General features: G+C 49.3%; 20 protein-coding genes. 16 read left to right on the forward strand and 4 right to left on the reverse strand.

Going from position 1 to position 15,467, the window contains the following annotated elements; all coding sequences use genetic code 11:
• The first annotated feature begins 2 nt into the window (after window positions 1-2).
• From ACZ5PW_RS11340 to ACZ5PW_RS11400, 13 genes are all read left to right on the forward strand, one after another.
• A complete protein-coding gene (locus ACZ5PW_RS11340) occupies window positions 3-257 on the forward strand; it encodes a hypothetical protein (protein WP_464553509.1) in 255 nt (84 codons plus the stop codon).
• Window positions 258-432: 175 nt separating this feature from the next.
• The gene (locus ACZ5PW_RS11345; protein WP_464553512.1) at window positions 433-1,608 is read left to right on the forward strand and encodes a hypothetical protein; all 1,176 of its coding nucleotides are present in this window, start codon (window positions 433-435) and stop codon (window positions 1,606-1,608) included.
• 35 nt (window positions 1,609-1,643) lie between these two features.
• Window positions 1,644-2,564, forward strand: a complete 921-nt coding sequence (locus tag ACZ5PW_RS11350; RefSeq protein WP_464553515.1) for a phage major capsid protein — start codon at window positions 1,644-1,646, stop codon at window positions 2,562-2,564.
• Between the two features lie 59 nt (window positions 2,565-2,623).
• The gene (locus tag ACZ5PW_RS11355) at window positions 2,624-3,112 is read left to right on the forward strand and encodes a hypothetical protein (protein ID WP_464553520.1); all 489 of its coding nucleotides are present in this window, start codon (window positions 2,624-2,626) and stop codon (window positions 3,110-3,112) included.
• A gap of 3 nt (window positions 3,113-3,115) precedes the next feature.
• The gene (locus tag ACZ5PW_RS11360; RefSeq protein ID WP_464553523.1) at window positions 3,116-3,787 is read left to right on the forward strand and encodes a phage adaptor protein; all 672 of its coding nucleotides are present in this window, start codon (window positions 3,116-3,118) and stop codon (window positions 3,785-3,787) included.
• On the forward strand, window positions 3,787-4,452 hold the full coding sequence (locus ACZ5PW_RS11365; RefSeq protein ID WP_464553527.1) for a hypothetical protein: 666 nt from the start codon (window positions 3,787-3,789) through the stop codon (window positions 4,450-4,452). The genes ACZ5PW_RS11360 and ACZ5PW_RS11365 overlap by 1 nt, the downstream gene beginning before the upstream one ends.
• A gap of 12 nt (window positions 4,453-4,464) precedes the next feature.
• A complete protein-coding gene (locus tag ACZ5PW_RS11370; protein WP_464553528.1) occupies window positions 4,465-4,887 on the forward strand; it encodes a phage tail fiber protein in 423 nt (140 codons plus the stop codon).
• 6 nt (window positions 4,888-4,893) lie between these two features.
• Entirely contained in the window at window positions 4,894-5,193 is a 300-nt protein-coding gene (locus ACZ5PW_RS11375) for a hypothetical protein (protein WP_464553530.1), read from the forward strand.
• Window positions 5,194-5,201: 8 nt separating this feature from the next.
• Complete coding sequence (locus ACZ5PW_RS11380) at window positions 5,202-5,927, forward strand: hypothetical protein (RefSeq protein WP_464553532.1); 726 nt, start codon at window positions 5,202-5,204, stop codon at window positions 5,925-5,927.
• A gap of 14 nt (window positions 5,928-5,941) precedes the next feature.
• Window positions 5,942-8,278 carry a hypothetical protein gene (locus tag ACZ5PW_RS11385; RefSeq protein WP_464553534.1) on the forward strand — a complete coding sequence of 779 codons (2,337 nt, stop codon included), beginning with the start codon at window positions 5,942-5,944 and terminating at the stop codon, window positions 8,276-8,278.
• A 4-nt stretch (window positions 8,279-8,282) separates the two neighbouring features.
• Window positions 8,283-10,076, forward strand: coding sequence for a hypothetical protein (locus ACZ5PW_RS11390; protein ID WP_464553535.1), 1,794 nt, complete (start codon window positions 8,283-8,285; stop codon window positions 10,074-10,076).
• The gene (locus tag ACZ5PW_RS11395; RefSeq protein ID WP_464553538.1) at window positions 10,063-10,365 is read left to right on the forward strand and encodes a hypothetical protein; all 303 of its coding nucleotides are present in this window, start codon (window positions 10,063-10,065) and stop codon (window positions 10,363-10,365) included. The genes ACZ5PW_RS11390 and ACZ5PW_RS11395 overlap by 14 nt, the downstream gene beginning before the upstream one ends.
• Window positions 10,366-11,526 (forward strand): hypothetical protein, encoded by a 1,161-nt coding sequence (locus ACZ5PW_RS11400; protein ID WP_464553540.1) that lies wholly within the window; start codon window positions 10,366-10,368, stop codon window positions 11,524-11,526.
• Window positions 11,527-11,646: 120 nt separating this feature from the next.
• Here the strand turns inward: ACZ5PW_RS11400 and ACZ5PW_RS11405 are convergent, their stop codons facing one another.
• The 3 genes from ACZ5PW_RS11405 to ACZ5PW_RS11415 all read right to left on the reverse strand — a co-directional run bounded on the left by ACZ5PW_RS11405 (window position 11,647) and on the right by ACZ5PW_RS11415 (window position 12,937).
• Complete coding sequence (locus ACZ5PW_RS11405; RefSeq protein WP_464553541.1) at window positions 11,647-11,844, reverse strand: hypothetical protein; 198 nt, start codon at window positions 11,842-11,844, stop codon at window positions 11,647-11,649.
• Between the two features lies 1 nt (window position 11,845).
• Window positions 11,846-12,697 (reverse strand): phage antirepressor KilAC domain-containing protein, encoded by an 852-nt coding sequence (locus tag ACZ5PW_RS11410; protein ID WP_464553543.1) that lies wholly within the window; start codon window positions 12,695-12,697, stop codon window positions 11,846-11,848.
• 78 nt (window positions 12,698-12,775) lie between these two features.
• Window positions 12,776-12,937 (reverse strand): hypothetical protein, encoded by a 162-nt coding sequence (locus ACZ5PW_RS11415; protein ID WP_464553546.1) that lies wholly within the window; start codon window positions 12,935-12,937, stop codon window positions 12,776-12,778.
• A 204-nt stretch (window positions 12,938-13,141) separates the two neighbouring features.
• On the opposite strand from ACZ5PW_RS11415, the gene ACZ5PW_RS11420 reads away from it, so the two are divergent.
• The 3 genes from ACZ5PW_RS11420 (at window position 13,142) to ACZ5PW_RS11430 (ending at window position 15,118) form a co-directional block, all read left to right on the forward strand.
• A complete protein-coding gene (locus ACZ5PW_RS11420) occupies window positions 13,142-13,483 on the forward strand; it encodes a hypothetical protein (RefSeq protein ID WP_464553548.1) in 342 nt (113 codons plus the stop codon).
• Window positions 13,480-13,863, forward strand: coding sequence for a hypothetical protein (locus ACZ5PW_RS11425; RefSeq protein ID WP_464553550.1), 384 nt, complete (start codon window positions 13,480-13,482; stop codon window positions 13,861-13,863). The genes ACZ5PW_RS11420 and ACZ5PW_RS11425 overlap by 4 nt, the downstream gene beginning before the upstream one ends.
• A 163-nt stretch (window positions 13,864-14,026) precedes the next feature.
• Complete coding sequence (locus ACZ5PW_RS11430; RefSeq protein WP_464553551.1) at window positions 14,027-15,118, forward strand: tetratricopeptide repeat protein; 1,092 nt, start codon at window positions 14,027-14,029, stop codon at window positions 15,116-15,118.
• A 47-nt stretch (window positions 15,119-15,165) separates the two neighbouring features.
• On the opposite strand, the gene ACZ5PW_RS11435 is transcribed toward ACZ5PW_RS11430, so the two are convergent.
• On the reverse strand, window positions 15,166-15,432 hold the full coding sequence (locus ACZ5PW_RS11435; protein ID WP_464553552.1) for a hypothetical protein: 267 nt from the start codon (window positions 15,430-15,432) through the stop codon (window positions 15,166-15,168).
• Window positions 15,433-15,467 lie beyond the last annotated feature (35 nt).

Raw genomic sequence — 15,467 nt, forward strand, 5'->3', positions numbered from 1 at the left:
GGATGTTTTACCCGGAAAGCAGAACTGACAAGCATGAGCGGCTACAGGTGGCGATTACGCTGGCAAGAGTTGCGGAGTCTTCCGAGGGGAAGGAATTTTTAGAACTGCTGAACAAAGAGGTTGCTAAAACCCTTGGGCTTTTGGCTATAGCGGAAATGGAAACCGTTCAGGCCAAGCAGGGCAGGGCTCAATGCCTGCTTGAGATCATTGAGTCTCTGGAGAAGGCAAGAGAGACAGTCAGCAGGCTGAAAGAATAAATTTCAATGGCAAGGCCCCCTGAACACATGTGTTAGAGAGCCTTGCGCGGTTCGGGCTGGGTAGCCCGGTGTGGCAACCTAAACTATCCAATACCCGCACCCGCAAGTCAATCTCCATGCTCAGGGTTCACATTAACCCTCATGACCGGGAATACCGGACAGAACTGAAAGAACTTTGAGTGGAATACCTGCACTAACCGGAAGGCTCGGCACGCCAACGCCGAACACCTATCCGGGCAGGCTCTGCAAAATGATCGGACAGACTGAATGGCTCCCGAAGGAGTTTGTACTTATGGCTGACGAGAACAGATATGCAGGATTACCGGATCAGGTTCGTAAAATGGGCGAACAGGCTGACGCTTTGGAAAAGCAGATGCGTGAGAACGGGAAGACCGGGGAAGACATTCTTCCTGACCAGGCTCCAGAAAATCATCCGCAGGACCAGCCTGACGCTAAACCGCAACCTAAGCCGACCCCGCAGGACCAGCCTGCCCCGCAGAATGAGCCCGGTGAGAACTGGGAGCAGAAGTTTTATACGCTTCAGGGGAAGTATAACTCTGAGGTTCCGAGGCTTCATGCTGAGAATCGGGAGCTGAACAACCAGATTAATTCCCTTCATCAGAAAGTAGAGAATCTGGAAGGACAGATCCAGAATCAGCAGCAGAATGCCCCGGATGGACAGACCGCGTCTTCCTTTGATTTCGACCCGGAAGCCCTTGAGGATTTCGGACCGGAGTTTGTGGAAGTGGCGAACATCGTCAAAAAACAGGCCTCGGTTATCGAGGATCTGAAAGAGCAACTGAAGAACACCGCAGCACAGGTGCAGGGGGTTCAGGAGAAGCAGACGCAACAGGTAGCTATGTCCTTTGAGGATAAGCTTACCAAGGCTTGCCCGGAGTGGGCTCGGCTGAATAATGATCGGGACTTCAACGACTGGTTGCACGGCAACGGTTTTTTTGAAGCCCTGAATATCAATGCTCAGAAAGGCGACGTAGAAAAGACTGCTAGTTTTTTCAATCGTTACCTCAAGGAGTCCGGAACCAGCCCTGAATCTCCTGCAAATACTCCGAAAACTCCTCCGGCTGAATCTCCGGTCAATCCGCAGCCTCATCAGCCCAATCTTGAAGAGCATCTGGCTCCACAGGTTAATGGAGGCGGTGGAGAAGTGCCTGTGGCAGAACCCTCCTTTACCCGAGATGAAGTGCAGTTCTTTTATCAGGACCTAGCCCAAGCCTCTTCAAACAACAGGTTTCCGTTTGAGGCATGCGGACGGTTAATCAAGTCCAAAGACGATGCGGTCCAGCTTGAATACGACATAGCCCGCGCAAACGAGGAAGGGCGAATTCGCTAGCCTTTCTATTTCGCGGCCCTCAAAAGAGGTAATATATGGCTTTCCCTACTAACGCAGGTGTTCCCTCTCATAGCGGAACCAATATCCCGGTAATCTTTTCGGGCAAATTGCTCGTAAAGTTTTACGAAGCTTCGATTCTTACTCATATCGCCAACACTGATTATGAAGGCGAGATTAAGGATAAAGGAGATAAAGTTGAAATCAGGGTTCGCCCCGACATCACCATCAACGACTATGAGAAAGGAACTCCGCTTGTTTACGAAAATCCGACCTCTTCAACTGTAACCCTGAATATTGATCAGGGTAAGTATTACGGGGTCAATATCTTCGATGTGGACAAGGTCCAGTCTGATTTTGCCTTTATGGACGAGTGGGCAGAGGACGGCAGTGAACAAATGAAAATTGTTGTTGACTCTGATGTTCTCTCTGCAATTCCTGCAGATGCCCACGCCAATAACATGGGGGCAACAGCAGGTGCGCAGTGCGGTAATATCAACCTTGGCACTGCCGGTGCTCCTGTCGAAATTACCAAAGCTAATGTGCTCGACTATATTGTCTACTGCGGACAAGTCCTGTCTGAGCAGAAAATTCCCGCGACAGGTCGGTGGATGGGAGTTCCTCCCTGGATGGTAAGTCGTGCCCTGCTTTCCGAACTTAAAGATGCTTCCCTTACCGGAGACGGAAGGTCAACCCTGCGTTCCGGTCGTCTGGGCATGATCGGAAACTTTGAACTCTACGAGTCTCTGAACATCAAGCACGTTACTGACGGCACTGACCAGTGCGCGTCTATCCCATTCGGGCATAAAAGTGCGCTGACCTTCGCTTCTCAACTGGTCAAAAACGAAACCCTGAAAAACCCCACTGATTTCGGTGATATCCTCCGCGGCCTGCAGGTTTATGGCTTTGAGGTGATCAAACCCGAAGCCTTGGGCGTTCTTTACGCAACCGGAAAATAATTGATTCAGAATTAACAACGGGAGCCGGTTCATTCCGGTTCCCGTTCATAGGAGCAAATATGGAATATCTCATTCGCGAGGATGGCTCGGTTTTCCCTTTTGATGAAAGAACGGCCAAACGCAAAGACATGCGCCTTATGTCCAAGGAAGAAGCGGTCCGTTACATGGGTAGCCTCAAGCCTGACGGTAAGAAGTTCGTTCCTGACCCTTCCGCAGCCGATGCCGCAGAACTGGCCGAGTCTGATATTGCGCTCGATCTGACTGACGGTGAGCTTTACGAAAAGACTCCGGAAGTCTGCGCCAGAGACACGGTTATCATTCTTACTATGGCTCAGGCCGAAGTTGCAAAGCGGGTGAGGAAGACCGAGGAAGGCGAAATCGAAGAAGGCTCCGAAGCTGATGAAGCCGATCTTGCCAATCTGGAAGCCATGTCTGTGCCGGAACTTCGTAGCCATGCAAAAGCCCGGTTCAATATCACCATGCCTAACACAATTAAGAAAGTTGAAGCCATTGCCCAGATCAAGTCAGCTATGGCTAACGGCGTGTAACCCATGATTGCCGGTGACATCATAAACCGGGTCCGCAAAGACCTGCATGATGAAGATGCTGTCAGGTGGAAGGACAGTGATATGTACGACTATCTGACAGCTGCATGCAGGGAGGTAGTTAACCTGCGTCCGGACACAAGGGCGGTGACTGAGTCAGTCAAACTGGTAGATAACTCTACCCGCCAGAGCATTCCGGATGGTGGATTTCGATTGCTGGATATAGTGCGCAACATGGGCAGTGACGGCAACACACCGGGTTATCCTGTCAAGGTTACCGGCCGTGACGACCTCGATGATTCAAATGCTTCCTGGCACATGGACGATCCTGCCGATGAAATTGATAATTTCAGCTTTGACGAGGCCAATCCCACTGTTTTCTATGTAACTCCGCCCCCGGCGGAATCTGTGTTTGTAGAGATGGTCTACTCCAAGGCTCCGGCCAAGATCGAATCTATGGACGCGATTATCGAGGTGGACGAGGCATTTGAAGAAACTATCCGCAAATACATGATGTATCTGGCCTTCAGCATGGATCACGCTGACTCAAACGGCATGAATAAAGCTTCCAGTTACCTCAGCCAGTTTTATCTGTCTCTCGGTGAGGAAGCCAAAGCTAAAATAGCTTTTACTCCTAACAGACAACTGCAGCCCGGTTACGGGCAAGGCGGTGTATAATGGCTGTTCGGTGGCGTGAGTTTCAAAACCATATCCTTCCTGACATGCCCGGCTGTCCGCTGGGTTCGATCCAGGACGCAGCTCGTAGCGCGGCTATTAAGTTCTGCCAGGCGACACAGCTGTGGGTGATGACCAGCGAGGAGAATGCAATCCTTGCTGATCATGCCATTTATACCCCGGATGTTCCGGACGGCGTTGAAGTGTCCGCAATCATCAAGGCCCATTTCATCCAGAGAGATGCGCAGGGCAATGAGTACAGCAGAGTTGAGCTTCTGCCTCTTAATGACTCCGATCTGGCCAGAATGGGCAACTGGGAAACTCTGCGTGACAGAACTCCTCGCTATTACAGGGTTTATGAGCCGCATAGGGTTCAACTGATTCCAGCGCCCACGGAAACCATCAGCGACTCGTTGATGATGAGTGTGGCCGTTAAACCTGCATACAATGCCAAGTTTTGTCCTCAATTTATACTTTCCTCTTATGCGGAGGCAATCGGATACGGAGCCAAGGCCAAGTTGGCGGCAATCCCCAACAAGACCTGGTCGAATCCGTCCATGGTGCAGTTTTACCGGGGAGAATTCCAAAACATAATAAATGCCGTTAAGCGCGGACAGAACACAGCGCAATCTCGCAAAGGGCTCTCTGTTCGCCGGAAGCGGTTCTAAGGAGGGTGACATATGCCTTTTTCCTCATATATCGGCACACAGATTTGCGACTCTATCGCAAGAGGTGTTGATTTTATTCCGCCTGCGGCTCTTTATCTGGGACTGTTCACCTCGGACGCCGGATTGTCGGCAAATGATCTGGCTGCAGCTCAGGAGTGCTCCTACGGCAACTATGCTCGAGTCAAGGTCCGCGAAGGGGAGTTTCAGTCCATCGTTGCAGCGGTTGACGGGCAGGCCACCAACGAAACCCCGTACAGTTTTCCTATGGCTACTACACCCGGAGGAACTCCCACTCATGCGGCGCTGCTGGACGCGGCTGAAAACGGGAATGTGATCGCCTATGGCCCGTTATCCATGCTTGGCGGTTCGAGGCCTATTGAAGCTTCGTTGGGGTTCGTGATCGGGGATGAGCAACTTCGGCTGATTATGGGTTAGTCGGTCATGCCTTGTCTTGGTGTCGGATTAACTGTTGATGAATGGCCGGAGCTGTGCGGTGTTTTCCATCGTGAGTTTATCGGGAGTGCTTCCGTTACAGGAGCTTCCACTGCTGACTGTGCAGGTTACCTTGTTGCTTGCGGATCTTCTGAAATTACGGAAACCGCTGTTGTACTAGGGCTCGGTGTGCATGCATTTCATGGGGGGCAGGTCGAGATTAAGGTCAGTGGTTCACTGTCTGCCGATGGCCTTAGAAAGGGTGCAGACGGGGCTATCCCGATTAATTTTCAAACAGACTTTTACTAGGAGTCATTATGGGCATTAAATTTAAAAATGATGCAATCGGGACTCTGTCCGGAGCCATTGATAATACACAGACCAGTATCTCGCTTTCCGCGGGGCAGGGGGATAAGTTTCCACCCTTGCCAAATAGCAACGACTACATGCTTGTTACCATTATGCACAAGGTGTCTGCGGCAACGTATGAAAAAGAGGTTGTCAAGGTCACGGAAAGAATGGGCGATGTGCTGACCGTTGAGCGTGGGCACAGCTCGGATTATCCGGCAAAGGCCTTTGCCGCAGGTGATATTGTATTACTGGGATTCCCCGCAGAATCTCTGGCGGCGATTGCTGAAATAGATTCCTCGCCTGCTCCCGGGACTGTCTCCGGAAGAACTTTCTATCTGGAAGCCGATGAAGACATGAGTTTCGGTGAGATAGGGTATATCACCATTGATTTCAAAATCCGCAAGGCTGATGCCGATGTGGCAAGCTCTTTACCTGGTTTCTACGCCTGCGCAGAGCCCGGGGGGCTGACAGCAGGTCAGAAAGGTAAATTCTTAAAGGAGGGAACCATATGCAGCCCGGCTTGGAACTGGACCGGAGGCATGGTCTTTCTGTCGCTGACCACCGGGGAACTTACTCAGACTGCGCCAGATGCGGATAATCAATACGTGCAGCCCATTGGCCTGGCGATAGCTTCCAATGTTATTGATTTTGATCCGTCACTGATCACCATCGAAACCAAGTCCGCAGCGTAAGAGAGAGGTAAGACATGGCTGAAGTCGTAAGAGTGTGCGGAATCGCGAAGGAGCGCATAGCTTCTATCTGCAATGTGTCCCGGATTAACAGAATTATCAGTATTGATTTTCTGGTCATTGTCTTTGGCGTGGTCATGTCTTTTCTGATTCCGGACGAAATGGAACCGTCTGACGGGTATATTGTGGTCGGGGATACTGTTGTCTCGCAGGATGCTAATACATGGATAGCCACAAAGAGTCTGGCACATGCTGAAGGCAAGCAACTCGTCAGCGGTGTTCCTGAGGTTGTGCAGGTCAGTGGAGAACTTGAGAATCTATCTAACGTTTCAGTCAGTGGATTTGACACCACTAGCCCGCTTGAGGCTGGGGATGTGGTTGTGGCGGAAGTGGGGTCCTCGTCAGTAGCCAGTGTGTCGGGCGGAGGTGCTACCACAGTGGAGACTTCCGAGGCTGGAGGCAGTAATAGTTTTGGTGCCACTTTTATGAATAACAAATATCCCCTCCCGAACGGGGAAAGGATAAAGGCTCTAGGATTGAAGAGCTCCTCGGCTCAGACCGGATTTCTGTTTGTCTACAGACAGGATTCTGCAACGGAATACACATGTGTTGCCCGAGTGGAACTAACCCATTCCGGCTCCGGCCTTTTGGAATACGCTGAGTTAGACACCCCATATGACGTGCCCTCTACAGGGGTTTTCTATGTTGCAGGAGCTAATTTTAATACTGCAGGCGCTTATATGTATGACACCTCAGCTCTACGGGCCAATCCTGTTGACGCTGTTGTAGGGGAAACTCTTACTTTTGCTGCAACCACGGTAGCTCCTGTAACAGGTTATCAATACGGGAGTATGTATGCCGTTACAGTAAATCCGCCTTTTTCTACAACTCCAACAAAAGTTTTTAAAAAGTCCACCGGTCTTGCTCTTAAGTTGGGTGCGGGTGCAACTGGTGAGTATCTGGGGCCGGAAGTTGGGCTGACCCTGTCTCAGGGTGAAAATATTATTCCGGTAATGGATGCACAAACAACAGCAGGCTGTACTATAACTGCTTCCAGTTTTCACAATACCTACCCGGCATGGAATGTTGGGGCCGGAGGGGGAGGATGGTGGATTGTGGATACCAGCGTCATTACCCCCTCTGCCGATTTGACTATCTCTTTTATTTCAGAGCAGACAGCATCAAGACTGCGTTTAACGGCTCCTTCCGGAGGAAATACCTCTGCTTACCAACCCCGAACGATCGGTATTTATCTTGATGGGGCTTTGGAAGATACGTGGCTGACAGGTGACTGGGATGCAGTAAATGGGGAGACAAAAGAATTTTCATTCAGCAGCACAAAAAGATTCAGCACGTTGAAGCTCTCCTGTTCAAATTCATTGGAGGGTAATTATGTAGGTTGTAATACTATTGAGATTCTTGCCCCGGGATTATCGACCACTTCTGATCTCGTCTTTGAATCCTCTGAATCAATAGCCGAAAAGATCATCAAGCCAGACGGCCCGCCTGTTGGTGGCACTGGTGCTGCTCTTATCCCTTCATTTGTAGGTGCAACCTACGATGAGATAACAGATACCGCCACAGTTGACGGATGGGTAATCGGTCAGACGGAATGCATCAACCAAAATTACCCTGCCTTTAAAACCAGGCAGAATGATAATGCAACAGTAGTCCCCGGCTATCTGCCCTCATGGGCCACGGGGTCCAGTGCAGGCTATGCAGAAATAACTGCTCCGGAGCCTGTTGCAGTTGGAGCTTTAGTTCTAGCTGGAGGGAATCCAGGCGGGCTGAACTGCACAGCTCCAGATCAGGTGGTTTTATACGGTTTTGATGGTTCATCCTGGATAGAAGTCTTGAATATCACCGAAAACAGGTGGACTTCCGACTGGCAGGAATTCCGGTATCCGCTTTCAGATATAGCTACTTATAAAGAGTGGCGTTTGTGGATGAACCGAGACAACGTCATACACAAGATACAGTTCGAGGAAGCTTCCTCTCTGACGTACACTGCCGACCCCGCCTCACAGCACAACGATATCCAGATGGATGGTGTTAGACATAAGGTCTCACAGGTAGTCGAAGAGTCTGACGGGACTTCATACACCACCACAGCAACCCTCGTGAATCCTCTCCCTCAAGCCCCCACCGGTACAGAAAGTGTCTGTATCCCTTCCAGGTTGCTGGATCTGGAGTGTGCAATCTCGGCAGAAGTCGTTTCCGAAGGGCTAAAGTTGACCGGGGAGAAGATAATCTTTGAAGATAATCCAGATATCAAGGCAATGTGCATGGCGGTTAAAGCCCCGGCTGAAACAGTTCTGCGTGATTTCAAGATATCTCCCGAACGGATGGGGTGATGTCATGCGTATCTCTATCACAACATTCATGGGGAAGGCTCCTCGACTAGCACCGCAGCGACTACGCGCTGAACAGGCGCAGATTGCCAGTAACTGCGATCTGTATTCCGGTGAGTTGCAGCCTATGGCTCGAACCGCCTCAATCGGCAAGCTCGTTAACACCGCACAGATCAAGTCGATCTATCCATATCAGGGCAAGTGGCTGGGCTTCAACGAGGATGCTGATTTTGTGCAAGGCCCTATCTACGACGACACAATGAATCGGGTGTATTGCTCTTTTGAGTCACAAGCACCGGCCATGTTCAAAAACGATTCACTTTCCATCGACGATAACGGCAATGCGACTGTTGAACTGCGCACTCTCGGTGTTCCTGCTCCTGTCTCCGCTCCGGTTGTCTCGGCTTCCGGAGGTTCCGGGGACGTGAGCGAAGGCCGTACCTACGGATACACCTATGTTACTGACCTCGGCGAGGAGGGAGACATATCTCCTGCATCGGCAGTTATTGACGTGAAAAGTGATGATACCGTTTCTGTCTCCGGGTTATCCGCTCCTCCGGCAGGGCGGCATATCGAGAAGATCAGAGTATACCGCTCCAATACCGGCAGCAGCTCCACAGAATTCCAGTTTGTTGCCGAGGTTGAAGCTAGTGCAGGGGGGTATTCAGATTCAATTGCATCCGCTGATCTGGGTGAAACTCTGGCAACTGAGGGGTTTATTCCTCCGCCAGAGGATATGCAGGGACTGATTGGGCTGCCCGGCGGAATCATGGCCGGATTCACAGGCAAGACCGTTTGTTTTTGTGAGCCATACCATCCATACGCATGGCCGGGAAAATACCAGCTGACCACTAATTATGACATTGTAGGGCTGGGACATATTGGCTCAACTCTGGTGGTGCTGACCACGGCTCTTGTTTATCTGGTGTCCTGTCCTGATCCTGACTCTGCAACCATGGATTCGTTCGATGACGTCTCTCCCTGTGTAAGCAAGAGAGGCATTGTCTCAACCCAGTGGGGCGTCCTGTATCCTTCTACTCAAGGCCTCGTTGGCGTCACCCTCTCCAGTGTTGAACTGGCTACCCGTGATCTGTTTACCCGCAAAAAGTGGGAGGCAATGAAGCCTGAAACTCTGCACGGTTATATTCATGCTGATAAGTACATTGGGTTCCATAAGCCGGACTCCGGTGGAAAAGGGTTCATATTTGACCCTGCAGAGCCTACTGCGCGACTCATTGATATTTCCACCTACGCTGATGCGTGTTGCGTTCGTCCTCATGATGATCTTTGTCTGGCAGTACGGACCGGCACTGACCACACCATCTTGAGCTGGGCCCGGAACTCCCTTTCTCCCCATGTGCTGCAATGGAGATCGAAGGACTTCAGAACCCCGCAGCCGCTTAATTTTTCTGTTGCCAAGGTTATGTGTGACCCTCCGGATCTATTGACCGCTGAAGAGTGGGCAGAACAGCGCATGGAGATACTGGAGGAATACGACAGGGAGATTGAAGAGTACGGCCTTGGCGGTTTTTTCAATGACGGAGTTCTGGGGCAGTACCCGATTAACGGGAATCAGCTTGACTTGATCGACGTAACTTACAGCCCTCCGACCCCGACCATATTCCGGCTCTACGGTAATGGCGTTCTCCGCCATGCCCGTGAAGTTGTGGACGCTGCACCTTTCAGGCTCCCCAAAGGCTACGAGGCCCAGTCGTGGGAATTGGAAGTGATCGGTTCCCTGCCTGTTAAAGAGATTCACATTGCTACTTCTACCGAGGAGATAAACCGTGCGTATTCCTGATCTTCCCTCTCTTCCCAAAATGGACAACCGGGCTTTGTATCGGGTTTTGTCCGCGCTCATTGGCGTGGTTCGCATCCGTTTTTACGGCAGTCTCGACAGAGGCGAACAGGTCGCGCTGAAGAAGGACTTGTTTACGGCCATAAGTGAGATCGAGACCGGGAAGTCCGGCACTGTTTCGGCTGTGGCTGATGTCCGGTTGGTCGATGATGTTCTCGAAAAGAAGATGCTGACCATGGATGTTAAGGCGGGCAGGATCGTTAAAGCCTCTGAATCTGAGTGGGGTGTGTAAATGAGTTTTGGCAACTCTTCATATGGTGGAGCAGGCGGGCAGGGCCTTGATTCTCTGGGAGGGTCCAGCGCAAAGACCAATACACATAGCGGTAGAGATTATTCGAAAAGCAAAACCGACACCAAGGGAGGGGAAACTCGCCATTCAGGGCTGGCCCATGCTCAAGACGATATGCATTCCATTGCTAATGGAAACTGGAGCGGTGGAGGCAGCGGTGGCGATACAGAACGGTCCTGGAACCTCGTTGACGGCTGGCATGATGTAAACACTCAGCTCAGCAAGCCCAGCCTGTTCGGCAATGGACGCATGGCAACCCCCTATGGATGGAAAAACTTTGACGCTTATGAGCGGGAGCGGGATTACTACCGGGGGGTGAGTCGCAGCAATGCGCTTAGCCAGTGGAATGACGTTCTTCGTCCGGGGCTTCAGCAAAGTATGCTTGATCAGAACATGCCACATCACATGAGGGACGTATATCAAACAGCTTTTGATCATGGGCGGTTTGATCAAATTCCGGATTCCGTCCTGAGTCCCAGCGCAAAGAGTGCGGCACAGTCTGCGTTGGATGCATTGAATGACCCCCTTTCGTCAGCTTTAGGACTGGCTCAGACTCCATACGAGGCGACCAATGACCTTGCCCGGGACCTGACCTTCTCCAATCTGGAAGGAGTAAACCTCGGGGATAATTATCACGAAGACGGGCAAACCCTTCCTGAAAAGGGTGGAGATATGGGGCTGAAACCAAGCAGTGTTTTCGGCAAAATTTTTGGCGGAAAGAGAGGGTATGAAGTTCCCGCCAGAGCTGGACTCGGCACGGCGGCAATGCTCACAGGTCAGAGTATGACAGGACTTCCCGGCAAAATTACTCAAGCGTTAGGGAAGGGGATGTTAACTAGCGCATTCACTCCGGGTAATGCCCTCAGCACTATGTGGGGCGTTTTTGATCTGGCTCGTACCGCTCATGTGGCAGGAGTTGCAGCCCCGGAGCGAAACACCTTTGATGCCGGAACTGAATCCGGCGGTGTTCTGCCTGTCCAGACTTTGCAGACCGCATCGGTGTCGTCTTCGCCTGCATCATCAATTTCACGGGCTATTTCATCCGTTACCGGCGGCGGAGGATTCTACTCTCCCCGCAGCGCATACGGATATACACTGCTTTAAATTTCGACAATTGGTCTTTGAAAATCAAATAGTGAGTGTTTTTGAATGAGAAAAACAAAGGGCCGGTCCGGATTGCCCGGGCCAGCCCTTTGAATAATTTTTGGCTAATCCATCATCACATTATGCATTCTGCTTGTTGCAGGAGTATATGAGCTCGTCCATGGCGGACGCTCCCTTGCCCATAACTTCCCTGACCCTTTCAAGGAGAAAAGCCTCCCCGCTTTTTTCATCGTCCCACAGCCTTTCAATCACTATTGTCAGCGCATCCCGTGCACAGAACATGTCCGTTACATGGGCGGTGTAGTTGGTTTCAGGCATATCAGCTTGCCTCCTTGCAGCAGTCTTCACCGGTATTGAGCTCTCCGGCAGCCATGCGCCTAAGCTTCATCTTATCGCAAAACTTTTTGACGAAGTAGAGCTGCCCCTTGCCTGTGACCTTGGTGGTTTTGGCAATGTGAGTGCCGTTTGAGCGCGAAATAGCAGTTTCCTTAATCTCGAACAGGCCCAAGTCCATGGAACGCTGTGTGGGCATGTTGCGACTTGATCCGCCCTTATGCAGGTAACCGTTCTGGCGAAGATAATCGAAAAGACGGTTCTGGCCGATTTTGTACTGGGTAGACTGCTGAATGAGCTTGGCAAGTTCGCCGATCAGGATAGTGGTCTCGGCAGTCTCAATGGATTCGGCAAACACAACCTTCGGCCGGTCCTGCTCGATGCGTTGTTCAGCTTCAATCCGTTTGGCCCGTTCTTCCTTAAGGTTGGTCGCAAGTTTGATGATGGTATCAGGGTCGGAAAGCACCTCTTCTACCTTCTCCGGCGTCATGTAGCCGCCGTGCTTGCGGATGGAAGGGAGGACTTCGGAAGTGACCCACTTCTTGAAACGCTTCGCCTCCGGCTTGCGGGAACGAAGAATCAGGGAATAGAGGCCGGATTCGTTGATGATTAAAGAATCTCTTCCCGAACCTCTCAAATTGAGAGTTTGGATTTCTTCTTCGTCTAGGTCCCGACGCAAGTTCCGGGTATCGACTCCAAGTGAATTACAAATGTCTTTGGCAACAAACCAAGGATCGCCGTTGAGAGTGATAACTCTCAGGTCCTGAGACTCAAATGAAAAGGTGACAACTGAACTATTGTCAGAAGTGGGTGAATTGGCTACGTTCTGTCCAGCCATGGCAACCTCCGTCGTAGGTTGTTAAAGGTTAGGCTCGGTTGGGTGTTGGCGCACCTTTCCGGGCCGAATTTCTGAAATTTACTTTTCTTTCTTCTTTTTCTCGGCTTCTTTGATCCGTTTTTCCATCTCCTCGACCAAAATAGCTTTAAAGGTTGTTTCGAATTCTGCCAGATACATTTTATATCTGCGGTGATCTTCCTTATCCAATCGTATTGATACTGCTGTCTGCTGTTTGGGCATGTTGTGTACATACTCATGTACGTATTGAATGTCAACCCCAAAGCTAAATTTACATCAAGTTTTTATTTAAGCTTTCTTGTGATTCTGTATATATTGATGTACGAATTTTTTATCTGGAATTGTGATTTTGGGATAAATTTCTTCATAATAGTTGATGATATAACCCAACTTGATCATCAATTTAAAAACAAGGATTGCAGGATAATGGGTAAGAATGTTGTCGCTTTTGTTTTACTCTCTTTAATTTTGCCGATTTCGGCAGTAGCGGGAGAGTTGTCATATAAAGATAGAGTTGAGTTTGAAAAATCTTTTGTGAGAAGCTGTTTGAAAGGGTTCGAAAAAGAAGACTACGGTTTTGAAGATTGGCAAAAAAAAGAATTTTGTAAGTGTAGTGCCATGTTTACTGGGGATATGTTGACCTATGACGATATTAGAGCGTTCGTGAAGAAAAAGAGCTACCCAAAGTCTTTGTTAGACAAAAGAGACAAAGCCTCTACTAGATGTATAGAAGAGCTAATGAAGACATGGGGATATCCACAACAATGACTCTGTTAGAATTAATTATGAAAAAGATCCTTTTGGTAGTTGTTTTTATTTTGGCAATGTCTACACAAGTCAATGCGGGATCATACGGTATGGCTTCTGTAAACTCTTTCACGGACTGGGAAACAGAGTGCTATAAACCTTCAAGGCCATATTTCTATGTCTCGGATGTAGAATCTTATAATATGGCGGTTCAGCAGTTCAATAGTTACGTAGGAGAAGTTGAGGATTATCTGCAATGTATCCAAAGAGAAGGGGATGACGATGCAAGAACCCTTTTGCGTGCAGTAGAAGAGGGCATCTCTAATGAATCTACGAAAGCTTTAAATGAACTTGATCAAACTAAGTCAGAACTCTTAAGCCACAAACTTTACATTCAATAAGAACATGAAAAAAATCCTCCTCCCCATACTGGCAATATTTCTCCTCGCTACCTCGGCCCTAGCGACCCCACAGGTGGTAACGGAAACCCACACCTACGTTCTCGGTGACAACGACTCCAAGAACGACGCCCGGGCTATGTGTTTCCTTGAGGCTAAACGCAAGATGCTGGAAAAAGCCGGGACACTGGTCATGAGCCATACCCAAGCGGATATGGGCATGCTGACCAAGGACGAGATTAATAGCTACACGGCGGCTTTGATCAAGGTCGAGAGTGCCGGTGAGAAATGGCGTTTTAACGAGTCCGGGTCTATGGCTGTAACTATGACAGTAAGAGCTGTGCTGGATTATGATGACATTAAGAAGCGGTTGGGGGAGATTCAGAAGGACAGCGCTGCCAAAAAGGAGATTATTAAACAGCAAAAAAGGCTAGAAAAGCTAGAGAAAATTGTTTTTGCTCTACAACAGAAAAGGAATACTTATCCCTCTTCTAAAAAATCAGACAAAACTCAACACCAAAAATCTTCTGCTGGAAATCATGAATTTTATAAGCTGGTTGAGAAGGCGGAAAGCGGCGATATGGAGTCCCAGTTAAGCCTTGGGCAGCTTTTAATGACTATTTATAATGAGCTGAAAGATGGAGTCCCAGAGTATGTTCGGACCCGCTTGCTTAGAAGTGCATTTGTTAATTTCCATAAAGCTGCGACACAGGGAAATGTTCAGGCTAAAGTTCAGTTAGGAACCATGCTGCTTGAAGGTAACGGCGTGGAACAAAACATGGAAGAAGCCTTTGCATGGTACTACGAGGCTGCGCAAGCGGGGGATTCTGGGGCACAATTTGCCGTCGGATATATGTTTAAATTTGGGTACGGTGTACCTAAAGACATAAAAAAATCAATCTATTGGCTTATGGCATCTGCCGTGCAAGGCGACCCGCGAGGTCAATGCGAGTTGGGCGGAATACTTTTAACAAAAAACAGTGAATATTATGATTCTGAATTTGGCTGTAATTGGCTTAAACAGTCAGCCGAACAGGGGTATGCAAAAGCCCAGTACATGCTTGCCTGCATGTATTTTATAGGGGACGGAGTCAAACAGGACAATTCCTCTTCTTACTATTGGAGTTTTATAGCATACTCCCAAGGAGTCAATGAGGCATTGTCTTCTATGGAAATAGCTAAAAGATATATGACCCCCGCCCAAATCGCCCAAGCTCAGCAAATGGCCCGAGACTGGATCTCCAAGCACCAAAAATAAAACCCCGCCTAAGCGGGGTTATTCAAACAAACATTTTATGCTAACGACTAAAGCAGTTTAACCAGAGCGGCAATCGAAGCAGCCTGGACAATCAACAGTCCTGCAATCCATTTAATAATATCTGCTTTAGCTGCATTGATCTTGGCTTCAAGCTTAACATCAAGTCTTGATTCCATTTCAAAAAGATCAGCTTTTGTTGCAAGAGATTTTTTGTATTCTTCGTCCTGTCTCTCCAATACATGAGCAATAACTTCAGCGGCTTCTTCACCTATAGCCTTTTCAAGCTTTTTTGCATCATCAAAAAGCAATGTCATTTAAGCCTCTCGAATATCATGTTTGATTAGTTTTT

It is taken from the genome of Maridesulfovibrio salinus (assembly GCF_055394525.1).